The 18,193-nt window shown below is 57.3% G+C and carries 16 protein-coding genes; 13 read left to right on the top strand and 3 right to left on the bottom strand.

What is annotated here, in order from left to right; genetic code table 11:
* Positions 1 to 172 precede the first annotated feature (172 nt).
* From FG381_RS01710 to FG381_RS01720, 3 genes are all read right to left on the bottom strand, one after another.
* The gene (locus tag FG381_RS01710; RefSeq protein ID WP_139687247.1) at positions 173 to 760 is read right to left on the bottom strand and encodes a flavin reductase family protein; all 588 of its coding nucleotides are present in this window, start codon (positions 758 to 760) and stop codon (positions 173 to 175) included.
* Positions 761 to 924: 164 nt separating this feature from the next.
* Positions 925 to 2,088, bottom strand: coding sequence for an iron-containing alcohol dehydrogenase (locus FG381_RS01715; protein ID WP_139687248.1), 1,164 nt, complete (start codon positions 2,086 to 2,088; stop codon positions 925 to 927).
* 209 nt (positions 2,089 to 2,297) lie between these two features.
* Positions 2,298 to 3,434 carry a glycerate kinase gene (locus tag FG381_RS01720; RefSeq protein ID WP_139687249.1) on the bottom strand — a complete coding sequence of 379 codons (1,137 nt, stop codon included), beginning with the start codon at positions 3,432 to 3,434 and terminating at the stop codon, positions 2,298 to 2,300.
* Positions 3,435 to 3,683: 249 nt separating this feature from the next.
* Between FG381_RS01720 and FG381_RS01725 the strand changes: the two genes are divergently transcribed.
* The 13 genes from FG381_RS01725 (at position 3,684) to FG381_RS01785 (ending at position 18,162) form a co-directional block, all read left to right on the top strand.
* Positions 3,684 to 4,178 carry a YbaK/EbsC family protein gene (locus tag FG381_RS01725; protein ID WP_139687250.1) on the top strand — a complete coding sequence of 165 codons (495 nt, stop codon included), beginning with the start codon at positions 3,684 to 3,686 and terminating at the stop codon, positions 4,176 to 4,178.
* A gap of 26 nt (positions 4,179 to 4,204) precedes the next feature.
* Positions 4,205 to 5,461, top strand: a complete 1,257-nt coding sequence (locus FG381_RS01730) for a DUF3375 domain-containing protein (RefSeq protein ID WP_139687251.1) — start codon at positions 4,205 to 4,207, stop codon at positions 5,459 to 5,461.
* A 147-nt stretch (positions 5,462 to 5,608) separates the two neighbouring features.
* Positions 5,609 to 5,791 carry a hypothetical protein gene (locus FG381_RS01735; protein WP_139687252.1) on the top strand — a complete coding sequence of 61 codons (183 nt, stop codon included), beginning with the start codon at positions 5,609 to 5,611 and terminating at the stop codon, positions 5,789 to 5,791.
* A gap of 77 nt (positions 5,792 to 5,868) precedes the next feature.
* Positions 5,869 to 6,720, top strand: coding sequence for a DUF4194 domain-containing protein (locus FG381_RS01740; protein ID WP_165697797.1), 852 nt, complete (start codon positions 5,869 to 5,871; stop codon positions 6,718 to 6,720).
* 130 nt (positions 6,721 to 6,850) lie between these two features.
* Positions 6,851 to 7,429 (top strand): IS607 family transposase, encoded by a 579-nt coding sequence (locus FG381_RS01745; RefSeq protein WP_139687254.1) that lies wholly within the window; start codon positions 6,851 to 6,853, stop codon positions 7,427 to 7,429.
* A gap of 127 nt (positions 7,430 to 7,556) precedes the next feature.
* Positions 7,557 to 8,465 carry a hypothetical protein gene (locus FG381_RS01750; RefSeq protein WP_139687255.1) on the top strand — a complete coding sequence of 303 codons (909 nt, stop codon included), beginning with the start codon at positions 7,557 to 7,559 and terminating at the stop codon, positions 8,463 to 8,465.
* Positions 8,466 to 8,555: 90 nt separating this feature from the next.
* Positions 8,556 to 9,749 carry an IS110 family RNA-guided transposase gene (locus tag FG381_RS01755; protein ID WP_139687256.1) on the top strand — a complete coding sequence of 398 codons (1,194 nt, stop codon included), beginning with the start codon at positions 8,556 to 8,558 and terminating at the stop codon, positions 9,747 to 9,749.
* A 553-nt stretch (positions 9,750 to 10,302) separates the two neighbouring features.
* Positions 10,303 to 11,061: a zinc ribbon domain-containing protein gene (locus tag FG381_RS01760; RefSeq protein ID WP_139687257.1), complete on the top strand. Its 759-nt coding sequence runs from the start codon at positions 10,303 to 10,305 to the stop codon at positions 11,059 to 11,061.
* A gap of 392 nt (positions 11,062 to 11,453) precedes the next feature.
* A complete protein-coding gene (locus FG381_RS01765; protein WP_265575146.1) occupies positions 11,454 to 14,921 on the top strand; it encodes an ATP-binding protein in 3,468 nt (1,155 codons plus the stop codon).
* Positions 14,922 to 15,005: 84 nt separating this feature from the next.
* The gene (locus FG381_RS01770) at positions 15,006 to 16,277 is read left to right on the top strand and encodes a Wadjet anti-phage system protein JetD domain-containing protein (RefSeq protein ID WP_139687259.1); all 1,272 of its coding nucleotides are present in this window, start codon (positions 15,006 to 15,008) and stop codon (positions 16,275 to 16,277) included.
* Positions 16,278 to 16,871: 594 nt separating this feature from the next.
* The gene (locus FG381_RS01775; RefSeq protein ID WP_139687260.1) at positions 16,872 to 17,087 is read left to right on the top strand and encodes a hypothetical protein; all 216 of its coding nucleotides are present in this window, start codon (positions 16,872 to 16,874) and stop codon (positions 17,085 to 17,087) included.
* Positions 17,087 to 17,851, top strand: a complete 765-nt coding sequence (locus tag FG381_RS01780) for a cellulose synthase operon protein YhjQ/BcsQ (protein WP_139687261.1) — start codon at positions 17,087 to 17,089, stop codon at positions 17,849 to 17,851. Before FG381_RS01775 ends, FG381_RS01780 begins: the two co-directional genes overlap by 1 nt.
* Positions 17,848 to 18,162, top strand: a complete 315-nt coding sequence (locus FG381_RS01785) for a hypothetical protein (protein ID WP_139687262.1) — start codon at positions 17,848 to 17,850, stop codon at positions 18,160 to 18,162. Before FG381_RS01780 ends, FG381_RS01785 begins: the two co-directional genes overlap by 4 nt.
* Positions 18,163 to 18,193: the final 31 nt, after the last annotated feature.

Below are 18,193 nucleotides of genomic sequence, written 5' to 3' on the forward strand. Positions count from 1 at the left end.
CGCGATGGAATCGCGGGCTCTTCCGTATTGACAAAGCAGTTTAAGGAAGCCTCATGAAAATAGCGAATACTTATATTTTATATCTATCTATGCTCAATGAGCATGGCAAATAAGACAAAGCATTGCAGCCTTACACCCCATAAGAAAAAGGCTGACAAAAAGTCCTGAAGCGTCAGCCCGTTCTGCCGCCCTGGGCGCCCTGAAGCACCCTTTCGCGGCCCTTTGAGGCATACCACGCACCGCCCGCTTCATAGCGAAGACGCCGCTTCTCAAGCGGCAGCTCCTCTTCCGGCAATGGTCTTCCCTCATGCCAGAGGTCCCCATCCACCCATGCCTCTTCGGCGACGCCGAAAAGGAGCGCATTGGGAAACTGAGGAAGCCCTTCTTTAACGCGTCTGAAAATCACCCATGCGCTGCAGCCGGCAGGGAAAGGCAGCTCCCTCTCGCCGGAAAGAAACTCGAGACCCGCATGCGAAAGCTTCTCCGGATCCTCGTGCATCGTCGTCGTCCCGAGCTTGAAAACGGTTTCAGCCATCCCGGCCGTGGGCGTCGCAAGAAGAAAACGATCCGACGCTTCCGCGAGCCCGCGGGTGTAATGATTGGGGCCCGCCGTGAAAAGCACCCGGTCGAGCCCCCAGGGCGTGCACCAGCCGCAGGGCATGAAATCGAACTTCCCCTCAGAGCCCGCGCCGAAAAGCACCAGGCCGCCGTCGTTGAAGGAACGGAACACATCGTTGAGCGGAATTTGAATGAGCGCCATGACGCTTTTGCCTCATCTGATCTGGAGAAGAATGCAATTGATTCTCGTTTTTAACGATGGATATCTTACCGCCTCCTCAAAAAACAAAAGCCCGCGGGCGGGAAGCCATCCGAAAGATGACTGCCGCCGGCGGGCTTGAATGGCGTCAACAGAAACTCTAGGGATCAAAGCGACGCACGGAGAATGGCGAGAATGCCTTCCTTGTCGAGCGGACGGAAGGCGCCTTCGAGCGGGAACCAGTGCTTGAGCACATGGTCGGCCATGGCTTCAAAGTGTTCGTCCGTCACCTGGAGGTCGGAAAGCTTCGCGGGAAGTCCGATCGACCTGAAGAAGTCCGCCGTGAGGTCGATCGCCTTCTTAGCGGTTTCCATGGGGTCGCCAGCCGGATCCAGCCCCCAGACGCGGACGCCGTACTGAGCAAAGCGGGGAGCGGTCTCGGGCGTAAGGCTCCAGCGCATCCAGTGCGGGGTAATGATGGCAAGGCCCGCGCCGTGCGTAATGTCCGTGTAGGCCGAAATTTCATGCTCAATCCCGTGGCAGGGCCAGGCGGAGCCCGAGCGGCCGATCGAGAGAATGCCGCAGCAGCCGAAGGAGCTCGCCATCATGAGCTGAGCCCTCGCCTCGTAGTCGTCGGGATGGCGGATTGCCTCGGGCGCATATTTGATCACGGTGCGGAGCATCGCTTCGCACATGCCGTCGGTGAGCTCATTCCCTTCCTTCACGAAATACTGCTCGAACGTGTGGGACATGATGTCCGCCGCACCTGCCGCGGTATGCCACGCCGGAACCGTGAAGGTATAGGTCGGGTCCATGATGGACGCGGCCGGGAAAAGATTGGGCGCCGCAAGGAAGAGCTTCTCATCGGTATCCGGGTTCGAGATGACGCCCGAATTGTCGTATTCGCTCCCGGTAGCGGCAAGCGTCAGAACGGCATAGAAGGGAAGCGTGCGTCCGATCTTCGAAGAGTCGTACATGAGATCCCACGCATCGCCTTCATAGAAGGTGCCGGCCGAAATGCACTTCGTGCCGTCGATGACGCTTCCGCCGCCCACCGCCACGATGAAGTCGATCTTTTCGCGGCGGCAGAGCTCAATGGCTTTCTTCAGCGTTCCGATCTTCGGGTTGGGCTCGATGCCGCCGAACTCGAAAACGGTGAAGTCCGAGAGCTGCGCCTTCACGGCATCGAGAAGTCCGCTCTTTACAACGCTCCCGCCGCCGTAGGTGATGAGAACGCGCTCGCCTTTCCCGGCGACGAGCTTCCCTAATTCGTTGACGCGGCCCTTGCCGAAAACGATGTGGGTCGGAAGATAAAGGTCAAAATCTTGCATTTCTAGGGTCTCCAAAGTCGATTCCTGTCTGAAGGAACTGACGGGAATTCTAGGGAGAGAGGGATTACCCGGATATCTCAATTCTGCTGAGGAATTGCCTTTTCATCTCAAAACGCGGAGAAAAGAAAACCGCCTGATCTCCATCGTCTCTGGCGATGAAGAAGCAGGCGGCCGTCTCAAGCAAATTCTGCCTCGGGGTATGGAGCGCTTCAGCGCGCGCCGAGCCCGAGCATCTGCTGCGCACGGAAGAAGTTAAGCGCCGCAAGATGAAGATTCGTTTTGGCATCGGCCATGGCTTCGCCGAGCGTGGTGGGCTTCTGAAGAATGGGGAGGACGGCGGTGATGCCGAGCTCGTAAAGGGCGTTGAGTTCCTTTTCACCCAGCATATTGGCGCCCGTAAAGAGCACCACGGGCTTTCCGCCCGCGCGCCGGGCAATCCCGGCCGCGACCTTGCCGCCCTTCGTCTGCGCGTCGACGGCTCCTTCGCCCGTGATGATGAGGTCGGCGGTCTTTGCCGCCTCCTCAAACTTCATGAGGTCAAGGAGCGCGTCGATGCCGGAAAGGAGGCGGCCGTTCAAAAATGCCGCCACGCCTGCACCGGTTCCGCCCGCGGCGCCCGCACCCTTCAGGGTGTTCAACTTCGCTGCGCGCTTCTGGAAAAGGTCGGCAATGTTCTTGAGGCCGGCGTCGAGCACCTTCACTTCCTCAGGCGTTGCGCCCTTCTGAGGCCCGAAAACACATGCCGCGCCCTGGGGGCCGTAAAGGGGATTGTCGACGTCGCAAAGCGCTTCAATGCCCGGGGCATTTTTGCCGAAGAAGAAGCCGTTGAGGCGTATCCCCCGGACCATGGAAAGCGTCGCGCCGGTCGGAAGGAATGGCCTTCCGGCTTCATCGAGAAACTGCGTTCCGAGGGCGGCCGCCATGCCGCAGCCGCAATCCGTCGTGGCGCTTCCCCCGAGCGCGATCACGATGCGGCGATGACCGACATGGAGCGCCTCCGCAATGATCTGACCCAAGCCGATCGTCGTGGTCTTCATGGGGCTGAAGCCGGGGAGCCGGAGCCCAAGTCCGGCGGCTTCGGCGAGCTCCACGATGGCCGTCTCGCCGATCGAGAGGTAGCGCGAACGCACGCGCTGTCCGCAGGGGCCCATCACTTCAATCGGAAGGAATGCACCGCCCGCGGCCTTCTGCACCATCTCGAGGGTCCCCTCCCCGCCGTCCGCAATAGGGAAAGACTCAATCTGCGCTTCGGGAAACACTTTCCTGGCGGCGCTCTCAATCTGCGCGGCCGCCTGACTCGAGGTGAGCGAACCCTTGAAGCTGTCGGGAAGGATGAGAATTTTCACGGGGAAACCTTCGAAAATGGGCAATTGAAAATGTCTGGTCGGGAATCGGAATGGAATTGAGTCCGATGCCTCGGGAGAAGACGAGCATGATAGCGCGGATCGACCCATGATCTTAAGAAGACCGGAAAAGTCTCTCGATATGCGTCATCCCGTTTTGAAGTGTTTATGCCGCTTCCCGGCCATGAGAATCAAAGTCTGAATCGGTAGAATAAGGCTTTTAAGAATTTCCTTCTCCCGGAGTGTTCGAAATTGTCTTTTGAAGCAGCCTCCGCCTGGCTCTCGAAGCGCGGATTTGCCGACCGCATTCACCGCTTTTCCGGTTCGAGCGCCACGGTAGAGCTCGCCGCACGCGAAATCGGCGTCATACCCGCGCGAATTGCCAAAACCATGGCGATTGCCGGTCCCGAGGGACCTCTCCTCATCGTTGCAGCAGGCGACATGAAGCTTGACGGTCGAAAATTCAAGCGCATCTTTCATGCGACGCCGCACTTCATTTCCCGCGACCTCGTGGAATCCCTCATCGGACATGCGCCCGGAGGCGTCTGTCCTTTCGGAATCAAATCGGGCGTTCCCGTCTATCTCGATGAATCATTGAAGGCTTATGAAACCGTCTGGCCCGCCTGCGGCGACGAAGCGAGCGGCGTGGAGCTCTCGCCCGCAGAACTCGAGAAGGCCGTGGGCAGCTGCACCTGGATTGACGTCGCAAAGCCCGCGGCGCCGGTTCCACCGGCTGCCGCAGCCTAACGGCATTCACTTTTTCCCGAAGAAGCATGTCCATCCGAACGCTGATCGAAAACTACCGCGAGCTCCGGCAGAGCCCGATCTGGCGGCTTCTTGCCGCCGACACAGGCCCGCAGTCGATTGCCATCCTGCAGACGCTCCTCTTTGACAACGAACGCGAGCTCCCGGCCTCCGTCTTTCTCGAGCGTCTTATTCACGCCTATGCCGAAGGCGCCCAGGAAACGATTTCCCGCGATGAAGCCCGGGCGCTTGCAAGCCGCTGGGTGAAGGAAGGCTATCTCGTCTGCCGCCTAGCGGAAGGACGGAGCGAAGAGACCTACGAACTCACGAGCGCCGGTCAGGAAGCAATCCGCACGCTTTCGCGCTTTCAGACGAAGCGCACCGGGCCGACGGAGAGCCGCCTCGAGATGGTGACGCATGCGATTGAGCGCCTCGCGGCCGACTCAGACCGATCGAAAGCCGGGCGCATTGCTCAGCTGAAGGCTGAAAAAGAACGCATCGACGAGGAAATCGCCGCCATTGAAGCCGGACGCAGTCCCTCCATTTCCGAGCAGGCGGCGCTTGATCGCGTGAGCGAGATCTTCGACCTCGTCAGCGAGCTCGAAGCCGACTTCCGGCGCGTGCGCGAGGAGTTCGAGAGGCTGAACCGGGATCTGCGCGAACGGATTCTCAAGTCATCGGCCTCCCGCGGCTCGATTCTCGACCGCTTCTTCGCCGGCGTCGACGGAATTTCGGAAAGCGACGCCGGCCGCGCCTTCACGGCCTTCTACCGGCTTCTGATGGACAACCGCGCCAATGCTGAGCTCGAGAGCGCCCTCACCCGCATCGCCACGCGCGGGTTCTACAGAAAACTCACGCGCGAGGAGCGCCGGCGGCTTTCGACCCTCCAGCGCATGCTGCTCGACCGGGCGGGCCACACGCACGCCGTGATGACGCAGCTCGCCAAATCGCTTCGCGATTTTGTGAGCTCGCGCGACTACGTGGAAGAAAGGCGCCTCACAACCCTCATCCGCGACGCCCGGCGCACCGCGCTCGATCTCTCAAAGACCGTCGGCATCAAGGAAGGCTTCATGGAGGTGACGCTCTCTTCCGCCGTAATCCGCTCGATCGACCAGTATTCGCTCGACGACCCGGAAGAGACGCGGATGGATTCGGAAATCGCCTTCGGCGCCGCGCCCGAGGTGGATGCCTTTGCCATTTTCGAGCGCATTCTTGCTTCCGAAATCGACTACCCGCAGCTCATGCGCGCCGTGGAAGCCGTGCTCACGGCCCCCGGCGCCCCGTAGCGCGCGTCGATCGGCGACATCTACCGGTCGCTCGCCAATCAGCAGGGACTTGGGTCCGTCGTCGGACTTCTGTCGCTCGCAACGCGCTACGGCGAACCGGGCGGCCCCGGGATGCCGGCGCTGCGCTTTTCGTCCGCCAAGGACAAAATGAAAAGCCCCGAAGTCGACATGTCGGACCCGAAGTTCCGTGTTCCTCTGGCACTCCCCGCCGTTGACGAGCCGCTCGTCTGGAAGGACCGCCTTCAGAATGAACGCCATGCGCGGATTCCGCTCTATTGGTTCACGCTCGAGAGCGTTGAGAAAATGCGCGAATCCCACCGCTGGCGCTGAAAGAAGCCCTAACAGGAAGAATTTGAACACCCCACCGAGAAAGTCAAGTGACAGAAATGGATAAAGATCCCGCCGAAATGCCTGACGCACTTCAGGAACCGATGGAAGCCGACCCATCGCGGGAAAGCGCCTTTGAGGGAGACTCCGAAGAAGCCGACCGCGAACTCTACGCGGGCGACACCGGAACGCTCCCGGCCCTTACGCGCCAGGTGCTCGTGCACCTGTTGAAAGGCCCCTACTTCGAGCGCTCGAGAAGCGAACGCCTCTGGCAGGAACTCAAGGTAAGGGAGAAACTCATCCGCTCGCGGCTCTCCGACCTTTATCTGGATCTCCTGGTCGACGACGAGCTCGGGGTCGCCTTCTGCCGGAAGCCTGATCTCGGCGACCATGATGCTCCGTCGCTTCTCAATACCGTGCGCCTCAGGTTCCTCGATTCGGCGGTGCTCCTTGAACTCAGGGACCAGCTCATGCGTGCCCGCGCGAACGGCGAGCGCGCGGTGGTCACGAGCGCCGACGTTGCGGAAATGCTCCGGCTTTTCGACCGGTCCGCCGGCACCAAAGACCGCATTTTCCAGCAGCACTTCAAGGCGATCGTGAGGCGCCTCACGGAAAGAAGGATTCTCCTCACGCTCAAATCGGGCGACGCCATGGAAATTTCGCCCGTCCTCCCGCTCCTCTTCCCCACGGCGGCGATTGATGAGCTGAAGAACGCCTACCTCCGGCGCATTCTCGAAGACGCCAAAACGCCCGAAGAGGCTGAAGAAATCATGAAGCGCTATGAAGTTCTGAAGAACGGGATCGGTGCGGGCGCGGCAGTGCCTCAGGGCGTAGCGCTCGACGAATCCCCCTTCGGCGGCGAGAGCGACGAAGAGGAAGAGTCCGACGCGGATGAGGACGATGCGAACGACGGCAATGAGGAGACGAACTGATGCTTGAGAACACAATCGGCGGCCTCGTGCAGTGGAGGATCAAGCGGCTTCAGGTCTTCAACTGGGGCATTTGCTAGTCGAATAAAATGTTATCAAACCTCCCATAACGCGCAGAATAGGAGGAGTAAAAATGACGCTTTGTTCGATTGGAGTCATTGCCCGACATTACGGCGTTTCGCCGAGTACTATCAGACGCTGGGTGGAGAAAGGCTTTATTCAGGCAGAAGGTCGAAACTTCGGCGGTCATCGAAGATTCAGAGAGCCTGCAGTTCAGTCATCGGAAACGGCCGGGCGAAAGATTGTCGGTTATGCCCGAGTTTCCTCGCACGACCAGAAGTCGGACTTGCTGCGGCAGGCTGATCGCCTGCGTGAGGCGGGATGCGACGAAGTGATTTCCGACATCGGTTCCGACCTCAACTGCAGAAAGCCCGGTCTGCGCAGACTCCTGCGGATGCTTCTCGACAACCGCATTGAGAAGCTGCTGGTTCTCCACGAAGACCGCCTTCTGCGATTCGGTGTGCCCCTTGTTCGCTTTCTCTGCGGTCGGGTGAATACGGAATTTCTCGTCGTTGAAGCCGTGACGCCCGTGTCCTTTGAAGCAGAGCTCGCCCGGGATGTGGTGACGCTCATGACGGTTTTCTGCGCCCGTCTCTACGGGCGGCGGGGAAGACGCAAAGGCTCACCGCGTAATTTGCAAGCGATGGGATAAAAATTTATTTCCTTAAATATCAATAAATTAACTTCTATTTAAGGATTTCGTGCTTCGGTGCGACACAGATTGACGTATGCTGTGTGCAATATGTGGGGAAAGTTTTCGCATTCTACATGATTTCCCCATGCACCTCGATCCACTCCGTCCATCCGATCCTGATCCCCACATCATCGACAGCGACCGCATTGAAGCGCTTGAGGTCGACAACAGTGAAAACTCCGTGCGCACCATCATTCGACTGATCGATGTTGAGAAGCTCGGGAGCTTTGAGCGCGAGGAGCTCGACAAACTCCGCCGCGCGTTCGGCAGGGAACGCACCCGTTTCATTCAGCTCCTTCGCATGCGGGAGCATCGCAGGAACTGCTACGGCACGGGCTACCGCAAGATTCGCGACGCCATCGTGAAGAAAGACCGCATGGATAAGAATGCGGGCGTTGACGTGCAGGCAAAGCATTTCGGCCTGCAGGCAAGACACTGGAAGATGGCGCTGCAGTCGGCGGCGATCGTCGTCTCGAACTACTGGCGTCTGGCGCAGGCGAACGCCCGATCCATGATTTTCGCCAAAGAGTGGACGAAGGACCTCAATGATGTGGAGCGCTTCTACATCAACATGATGCTTTCGAAGCTGCGCCCGGAATTCTTCGAGCTTCTCGACGGCAGGAATCCGCACTTTGAAAAGTTCCGAATGGAGGAAATCCGCGACCTGCCGAAACTCTGCCTGAGGATCCGCCGAACGGTAAGGAGAGCCTTGGGCAGTTTCCCAAGCCCTGGCCGGTCCGTCAACGTCTGGTTCGACCAGTCCTGCTACAAGGTGCAGAACGAAAACGGCATCGAGTGCGTCTACCTGACGAGCATGACGAAGGGGAAGCGCATCCGCGTTGAACTCAAGGGCATCGGCAAGGTGGGAAGCGTCATTCACCTTCTTTTCAGGAAGGACGGGAAGCTTGAGTTCCATGTCATGGAGCCTCTGAAAAAGAAGGCGCTTCAGAATGTGCCGGCCGTTCCCGAGGAAAATTACTACTCCCGGGCTTAATGACATGGACCACCCACTGCATCGAACCCGTTCGAGCGAATGGGCGCGACAATAGGTGTATCTACCTCTAATACCGCAGGAGGCCATGCCATGACAAAGAAGCATACGCAAACGACGCTTGATGTTTCCATCAAATATTCCGCGATCGGGCTGGACCTTGCCAAATACGACGTTTCCTTGGCAGCGGTGACGCTCAACGAGGGAGAAATTATTTGTATCGACCGCGTGACTTATGCTGAGCTCTATGAGCTTGCCGACAAGCTCTCCCCGACGCTGTTTGCAGTTGAACCGTGCTGCGGCTACTCGCAGCTTGCCCTTGAGCTCGAGGCTCGCGGCCATGAGATGCGCGTTATCAACGGCAAAGTCGTCAAGATGTGGATCGACACGCATATGTCGGGCCAGAAAACCGACATCAACGATGCGCTCGCGCTTGCCCGGCTGACGGCCGATCCGGATCTTCGGCCTATTCGCGCGAAATCTCTCGAAGAATGCCGCATTATGACGGTGCAGGGCGTGCGTCAGCAGCTGATCGGACAACGTACGAAGACGCTCGTCAGCTTCAAGGGCTTTGCCCAGACCTGGGGAATCCACATGCCTGCCGGCAGGCGCAATCTCAAAAAGATGCGTGAAGCCGTGGAAGCTAAGGCAGACATGATGGGCGACGCAGCTGTCTCTGCTCTGACGACGATGCTTGACCGCGTGAAGACGCTCGATGATCAAATTCATCAGCTCGACAAGGACCTTGAAGCACTGGTCAGCGCCAATGCCAACGGCAGGCTGCTGAAGAGCGTCATGGGCGTCGGCACTCAGATCGCCGCCCGCTTCATTACGGTTGTCGGCGATGTAAAACGGTTTGAAACGTCACGCTCGCTTGTTGCCTACATCGGATGCGTGCCGAAAAATTACATTACGGGGCATGTGAATAAGCCCAGACAAAAGAAGAGCTCTGCTCCCGACCTGAGCAGCAAGGGCCAGGGGCGAATCAGCCGCCGCGGCGACAAATTGCTGAGATCCCTGCTGATGCAGGGTGCGGCCTGCATCTACATGCAGTACTGCAAGAGGCAGCTGCCCGACTGCCAGCTCACAAAGTGGATTGACAAGCAGCTGGCGGTGAGGAAGCCCTACGGCAAGATCATGGTGTCGCTGGCGGCGAAACTCATCCGGATCGCATGGGCGGTGCTCACCTACGGCAAAAAGTTCGACATCCACAGAGCGGGCGTCCCCCGCTCGGTGCTGGCGGCGATGGCCGTTCAACCCAGCAATGAGGCTGCCGCTGTAGCATGAGGCATCGGCAATTCCATAACTAATCGCGTGAAATGAGAAACCCTTTTCTGTAAGGCTTGTCCGACAGCTATTCATGTCGAATTGCACTTGATGCATGTGGCTTTTTATTGGCAAGGACAAGACTTCTGATGAGTTCATTTTGGCCATGGCATGCAAGCATGCCGACAGGCCTGAGAGATTAACGGAAGCGGCCTCTCTCGTTGATGCGTGATTACTGGGACTGGAATACTGCCGGCAACAACCAAAATGACATAACACGGATTAGCCGATGTAGGGTCGCTAAGTCCGAATGCGGGCTGCGCTTCGCTTGTCGCATTCGCACATAGCGACATTGTATCGGCGGAGGTCCTGTAAAGCGGCTTACGCGGCATATGCTCCGCTCGGCCTGAAGGCCGTGCTCGCTATTCCACGACCGCTTGACAGGAATAGGCTCAGTGCCTGAAGGCACCAGGCCAGCAATGCCGCCAGCTGCCGCTATAAGGCGCTCGACTAACTCACTGCCCGCAGCTTCGCTCCTGAGCTCGCGCGTTACCGTACTTGGAGCTTGACAAACGTGGGTGGTCCAGAGATCGACATGGGCCTTACAGAAGTCTTCACGGACGATGAAGGGAATCACTACGGAAAAAAGCTCGGGGAGCTGCTCTCGAAGTTTGCTGAGACGCTCAATCGGAAACTCACGGCAAGGAATCGCCTGCTGTCGCTTGCGCGGAACACGACAAGCAAGCGAAAGCGCCGCAACATCCTGCGCTTCAATCTGGGGAGCGATCGTTTTGAAGCGCTCAAAGCCCGGATGAAGTCTCAGATCCGATGCTGCATCAATCATGCTCTGAATGAAATATTCAAGAAGGCACCAGCAGACGCGTACATCGTCGAGGAGCTGAGCGCGAATTTCCTTCAGGATAAAAAATGGCCTAAACGCGTGAAGCGCCTGCTTTCCGGCTGGGTCCGGGGCATCATCGGCGAACGGCTGGCCTTCAAGGCGGCCGAGCGTCAGGTGAAGCTTGTGAAGGTAGCGAGTTCTTATTCGAGTCAAACATGCCCAGAATGCCTACTGGCTCACCGGGAGAACAGAAATGGCGACAAATTCAAGTGCAGGCACTGTGGTGCTGTCTACCAATCAGACCATGCAGCAGCGCTTACCTTGCTTCTCCGAGTGGAAAGAGGAACGTGGCCCGGCAAGATGACGAAGGAACAGGCCTGGGAGCTTTCCCGCCGGGAGTATGAGGAGTGCTGCCGCTTAAGAGGCGTGGAGCCGCTCGAGGATCCTCATAAATCCAGAAAGAAGGTGAAGAAGGCTGGCGCTGCGAAGTGAAGCGCCTGACTCTAAGTTTTTAAGCAGAACCCGAAAACCAAAATGAATGAAGAAACAATACTGAAGACCGGAAAACCGCCGGACATGCAGTAAGAAACCGTCAATCCCGGCGGTCATGCGATCCGAAGCAGGCATGAGGAACTGAGAGTGCGTATGGATGAGAGAGCAGCGCACGTAATGATCGCTTCTTCAGCCAGCCAGGAAGCACGCCGGGAAATACAAGCGCTTTTAGAGCGGCAGCCCGGGCCATTTCAGACTTTGTTCCCAAAGCGGGGCAGAGGAAGAAATTGAGCAGGAGCTGCTGACCGTTACGGCGCTGACAGCCCTGATCCATTCGCTCAGTCCAGGGATCAGAGAGCTGAACAAAGGAACCACCCCGGTAAAATTGGTGGATTCCAGCTAACGGCACCTTCTCCAACATCCACGACATCCCCATTTCGGAAAAGGGCTTTCTTTTCGTGGGCGCATCGGGCTCGGGGAAATCGACGCTCCTTGACGCGATGATCACGCTCCTCTTCCCCTACCCTTCCTACAACGCCGCCGCCCGTGAGGGCGAGCAGCGTCGAGGCGACCGCAACCTCCTCACCTACATCCGCGGCGCTTGGTCGACCCAGGCCGAACTCGAAGGCACGGGGTCCCCGCGCGCGAAGACGCAGTATCTGCGCCCGGGCGCAACCTTTTCGGCGGCCGCCCTCACGCTTTTCGACAGCGAAAGCCGCACGGGCGACACGACGCTCCTCCTCGTCGCCTGCATCCGGAAGAGTTCGAATGAGGAAGCTGCCGTCAACAAGCAGTTCTTCATCATCGACGGCAATTACAGCTTCAATGCGGACGACTTCACGGGGTTCGCGAAATCCCAGTTCGACTGGCGCTGGCTCAAGGACCGGCTCCCGCCCTTCACGAGCTTTACGACCTTCAACGCCTACAGCGACGCCTTCTGCGACCGCTTCGGGATCCGCGACAAGACGGCCTTGAAGCTCCTCGCTAAGGCCCAGTCAGCGAAGAACCTGGGCGACCTCAACACGTTCCTCAGAAACTTCATGCTTGAGGAACCGCGCACGTTCGCGATGGCCGAGAAGCTCACGACGGAATTCCACGATCTTTCGGACGCCCACTCGGCCGTGGTCGAAGCCCGCGAGCAGCGGGACATCCTTCGGGAAGCGAGGAAGCTCTGGGACGAGCGCGAGGCGCTCCTGAGCAGAATCGCGTTTCTTGAATCTGAAAGGAACGCCATGGAATGGTGGCGGCCGATGACGGAAAAGCGTCTCGAGGAAGCAGAGCTCCCGAAGCTCCAGCGCGAGCTCGAGAAGGCCCTCCGCGCGGTGCAGATTGCCGGGCAGAAGGAAAGCGACGGGCAGACGCGTGCGGACGAACTCCGCACGCGCCTCAATGAGTCCGGCGGCTTCTCAGTCCAGCAGCTCGAAGCCCGCGTGAAGCAGTTGACGACCGAATATGCGCGCGCCGAAGCGCATAAAAAATCGGCGCTTCGTCATGCTTCGACCCTTGAAAAGGATCTTCCCAAGTCGAGCGACGCGTGGCTCGCCTTTACCGATGCGCTTCACCTCTATCTCGAGGAAGAGGACCGGGCGGGCACCAATCGCACCCGCGAACGCGACGGGCTCGTTTCCGAAGAGCGCGACCGCTCGAAGGTCTTTCAGGAGACGGTCCAGGAAATCCATTCGATGCGCGAGCGCCTGTCAAACATTCCGTCGAAGAACCTTGATCTCCGTGCGGAGCTCGCTGCCGATCTCAATGTTTCCGAAGAGGAGCTTCCCTTTGTGGGCGAACTCATTCAGGTGAAGCCTGATGAATCCCGCTGGCAGGGCGCGATCGAGCGCGTGCTCCACAACTTTGCGCTCTCGATTCTCGTCGACGAAAAGCTCTACCCGGCCTTTACGGAGCTCCTTGAAACGAAGCGCCTGAGGGGCCGCATCGTCTACTACCGCGTGAGAAATCAGTCGCGCGACTTTGACGGCTTTTTCCGTCCGCGGAGCATCCCTTCTAAGCTCGACTTCAAGGAAGGACGCTGGGACGCGTGGCTCGCCGCCGAGTGCGCTCAGCGCTTTTCCTACCTCTGCGCGGATAATCTCGACGAATTCCGCCGTGCCGACCAGGCGGTAACCCGCTCGGGTCAGGTGAAGCACAACGCGGAGCGCCATGAAAAGGACGACCGCATTGATGTAGACGACCGCCGCCGCTGGGTGACGGGCTTCACAAACCTCGAAAAGCTCGCGCTCTTTGAAAAGGAAGCCCAGAGGCTGGGCGACGAAATTACGGCGCTCCAGAAGAAAATCCAGAAAATCGAAGCGGAGGCCAAAGCCGCTCAGCAGCGGCTTTCCGCCGCCAATGCGCTTCTCAACACCGACTGGGACGAAATCGACGCGGAAAGCGCTGCCCAAAGACTTCAGGCGGCGAACGAGGAGCTCGACGAATTCGTACGGAAGACCCCCGACCTCGAACGCCTCAAGGTGGAGCTTCGCGATGCTGAAACCGAGCTCGCGAAGCTCCGTGAAGCGCGAAGCAAGGCTTCCGCCAATGAAAGCATTGCCCGGCAGCAGCTCAAGGCCGCCGAGGAACGCATTTCGGCGCATGCAAACGTGCTCAGCCAGCTCGAAAGGATGGTGAAGGACGGGAATGCGAAAACGCCGGGCCAGGAAGAGCTCGACTCCATCGACCGGCGTGCCACTGACAACGGGAAAACCGAGGTGACGTTGAGAAACCTCAATGCGCGCGATTCGAAGGTGAAGGACCTGATCGGCGAGGACCAGATTGAATGTTCGAATCGAAAGACCGAAGCCGAAGCCGGCGTCACGTCGCGCTTTGAGATCTTCCTCCTCAAGTGGCCGAAGGAAACCGAATCGCTCGATGCGAAGCTCGAATCTGCCGGCGATTTCTTCAAGAAGCTCGAGCGCATTGAGACGGACGGCCTCCCGCGCCACGAGAAGCGCTTCCGCGAGCTTCTTGAAACTCAGTCGCTCCAGCACTTTGCCGACCTCAACCTTGAGATGCGCCAGGCCCGTCAGGACATTCTCCAGCGAATGGAGACCGTGAACGAATCCTTGGCGGCAGCGCCCTTCTCGCGCTTGGCCGAAGGCGACTCGCACCTGCGGATTGAAGTGAAGGACCTGAAGCTTAAGGAAGTCGAGGACTTCCGGCATCAGGTGGGCGAACTCATTCAGGGCGCCTGGGAAGGCGAACTCTCGGACGAGGACGCTGAAAAGCGCTACAAGCTCATTTCCGAGCTTGTGAAGAAGCTCGATCCTGCACAAACGACCGAAAAGGCGGCCGACCTCTGGCGCCTCACGGTGCTCGACGTCCGCCGCCACGTAGCCTTCACGGCGAGCGAATTGAACGACGAAGGCGAAATCCTCGAAACCTATTTCTCGGGATCGGGCAAATCGGGCGGTCAGCGCCAGAAGCTCACGACGACGTGCCTCGCGGCGGCCCTTCGCTATCAGCTGGGGAGCATCGATAATGGCCTTCCCGCCTTTGCGCCGGTTATTCTCGACGAAGCTTTCGACAAGGCCGACAGCGAATTCACCGACATTTCGATGAACATCTTCAACCGCTTCGGCTTCCAGATGATCGTGGCGACGCCGGAAAAGTCCGTCGTGACGCTCGAACCCTACATCGGCGGCGCCTTCTACGTCGTTATGGAGGACCGGCGGAACTCGAGCGGCCTGTCGGTAAGCTATGACGACAAGACGGGGCGTCTCGACTTTAAAAACGCGGCGCCTGTCGTTCCTGAGAAGCATGAGGTAAAGACGGTGAGTCAAAAGCCGCAGAAGCCCGCCGCGAAGGAATCCGCGCGGGAGAAGAAGGAAGAAGCAAAGCCCGAGCCGTTGCCGGGCCTCTTCTGACTGCCGATCGCTTCCTTTGACCCTCCGGCGAGTCCTCGCATAAAGGCTCACCGGAGGCATCCCATTCCATTCAGACGGATCGCTATGGCAATCAAAACGCCCCAGGAAATGGATGACGCGCTCAAACGCGCATTCTCCCGCTCCTTTCCGGAGTGGCTTGGTGATGACGTGAGCTTCGGGCTCTTGAGTCCGACGATGAGGAGTGTTCTCATTGAAAAACCGCTCGGGCGGATGAATGAAAAGGAAGGCGCAGTCAATCTCACCCGTACGAAAGAACTCATTCAATCCTGGAAGCGAGTGGAAGGCCGTCGCGGATGGAGCGTCGGCTGGAAGAAAGCGCAGTGGCGAAAGCTCGGCATTGCGGTTGAACTCCCCTCCTGGGTGGAAGTGCGGGAAGCTGCGGATCTCTGCGATGCATTGAAGCCTGACAGCATTGACGGCCAATCATGGAAAGCGGCTGTACATCGGGTGAGATCCATTGCAATGGAATTTGGAATTCCATTCAAAACACTCCATACGGACGAAGCGATTGAAAAGGAAGGCGGACGACCTCTTCTGCGTCTTATTCGAATTCTGCGCAATGCCAATGCGCTTTGGCCCATGGAATTCGACGACCATGAATTGAAGCGCTTCACAGAGCTTCTCAAATGGCTTCTCGCGCATCCCGATTCCGGTCTCTTCATTCGGGAAATACCCGTTGAAGGCGTCGATACCAAATGGTTTGAAAAGCATCAGGCATTGATTTCCGGTGTCTGGCAATTAATAAAGGAACTGGATGGAAAGGATACGCTCAATGACAACGTTGATTTCCTCACAGCGCTCGGGCTTCGAAGAAAGCCGCTCTTCGTGCGCGTGCGCCATGCGTCCTTCTGGACCGGGGGCGATGCCAATGACGTCGTTCAGCTGACGCTCGATCGGCTTGCCGCCTCACGTCCCCAGAAGAAAACGGTCGTCATCATTGAAAATGAACAGACGGGGTTATCGCTCGATATACCGCCCGACATTCCGATATTGATCGGAATGGGCTACGGCGTAACGGCACTCGATGAAGCGGAATGGCTTGCGGATTGCCGGATTCTTTATTTCGGCGATCTTGATACCCACGGCCTCGCAATCCTCTCTGATCTTAGAAAGATTTATTCCCAGACGGAAAGCGTCATGATGGATGCGGAGACATTCGTGAAATTCCGGCACCTTGCTGTGTCTGAACCAAGCCAGGTGAAAAGAATGCCGGACTGTCTCACGGAAAAAGAGCTCAGGCTGCTCGAAATGCTGTGCGAAACAAAAGGAAGACTGGAGCAGGAGAGAATTCCGATTAATGACATCAATCGTTCATTCAGGATGTTATTCAATTAAAATGCATAGACAGGATGATGCCATTGTTCATAGTTCACCTCTTTAACATAAGTTCAATTCCATACCCGTTTTATATCCGTAGAAACTGATTGAAGTGATATGCAATATATTTGAAATGTACAGATTTCATGAGATGAAGACCAGTTTACTCTCTCTTGCTGCATAATGCACTTCACTCTCTTACCAAAAATATCTGGAAATCTAACACAATAAAAACAATTTGCCATTCCATTCCGACATTCATCGAAGCTTTAAAGCGACATGAGAAATTCATTGAATATCAGGTACGAAATTTTCACCCATTTGGATCTCTGGATATTGTAAACACCTCGAAATAATGTGCAGCGGCTCTTTTATGCAACCTGGCGTCTTCCAATCTCTTCAATTCTATTCATTTGATTTGTATGGATTGTAGATGAGATCCAATCCATACTTTCTTTATCCATTTGAATCAACTCCAGCTTAGCTGGTTGCCATGTTTACGCGACCTAATCATCCATTAGAGCATCACTATCCATGTGCTCTATAGACAACAGTTAAACAGAAAGTTCGTCATGTTGATAAAATGGCCATGCTTATTCAAATCACTTCAATATGACGCTGCTGCCAAAGGATGTAATTCAGCTGAGCCGAATTGAGCGTTTTCACGCTGACGGCTATCAAACGATGAAGCAGGATGCTTCGTCGTTAGCCTGCGTGCGCCCGCTTTTTTCCGATGCGCTGCGCCTGCGTCTCGCGACCATCTCTGAAGAGAGCAAGAACACGAAGTTCCAGTCTCCTGAAGAAAAAATTAGGAGAACTCTTTCGTGATGCTTCAAATTCAAAGCCTGAGATCCGGAGCCGGGGCAAGCTTCCTCGCAGCATCCCTCTCTTGGCACGTCTCTCATATGAGCCGAAAAGTGCTGGCGCTCAGCGTCAGCGATTCGCCGGCCCCTCTGGAGCTTTATTTCAATATTCCTCTCCCGTGCCGGGAGGGCTGGCTGACGTGCGTCCGGGACGGCCGCTCTCCCTTTGACGCGCTCTGGCGCTATACGAGTTCGCTTTTTGTGCTGCCGCTTGGCTGCGGCGAAATGTCTCATTCACGCTGGAATGCCCGAGCAGTACAGATCGAAACGTGCTGCCATTTGATCAGGGAAGCGCTTGAGCGTGGCTTCACAGACATTATTGTGGATGCCGGAAATAGCGGGGCTCTTCAGCAAAACTGGGCTTCGGGCATCACAAACGCCCTCGCGGACGTAATTTTTACAGTCGGAGAGCCGGATGCCGGCTGTCTGATGTCTCTGGCTGAGCGGCAGCTGCACCCCAAGGAAGCCGTAGTACTCAATAAAGTGCGTCCTGAGAGCGCCTCCATGAAGGAGGCAAAGGAATTTCTCAACGTTCTCCCCGGCATCTCCGATCATCTTGCGCCCATTGCCATTCCATTTGATGATCTCGCATTGGAAGCAAGCTTTCTGAAGCAGCCCGTCGCTCAGACTGTGCCGGATGCGGCAAGCTCACGCATGATCTCAAGTCTTGCCTGCTGGGCAAGACTTCAGCTTAAGCGCCATGCCGTCCGGGAGGGATCTTCATCATGAAATCCTTTCTTGGATATTTTTCCGGTCCGCTGACAGCGTACCGACTGTCGATGAGAAGGCTGAGGCTGTCCGCTAAGACTGTCCTCAGCTTGCTTGTCAACAGCATTCTGTTGTCAGCTCTTTGGCTCCTCTGCCCGCTTGAGAATGCCGGTTGGTCTTCGATTCGGCGCAATGCTCAGTTCTGGTTTCCGCAGGTGAACTTCATGTCGCTGCGGACGCTCGACTGTTTGCGCATGCTTCTGCAGGGTTTATTCATCCTCATCACGCCTCTGAAGGCAAGTTTACCCCCCCCCTCCCCCACCAGAAAATGATCCTGATCGGCTGAATCGCCGAAAATATCAG

The sequence above is a fragment of the Sutterella faecalis genome, assembly GCF_006337085.1.
GTDB classification, from domain to species: Bacteria; Pseudomonadota; Gammaproteobacteria; order Burkholderiales; family Burkholderiaceae_F; genus Sutterella; species Sutterella faecalis.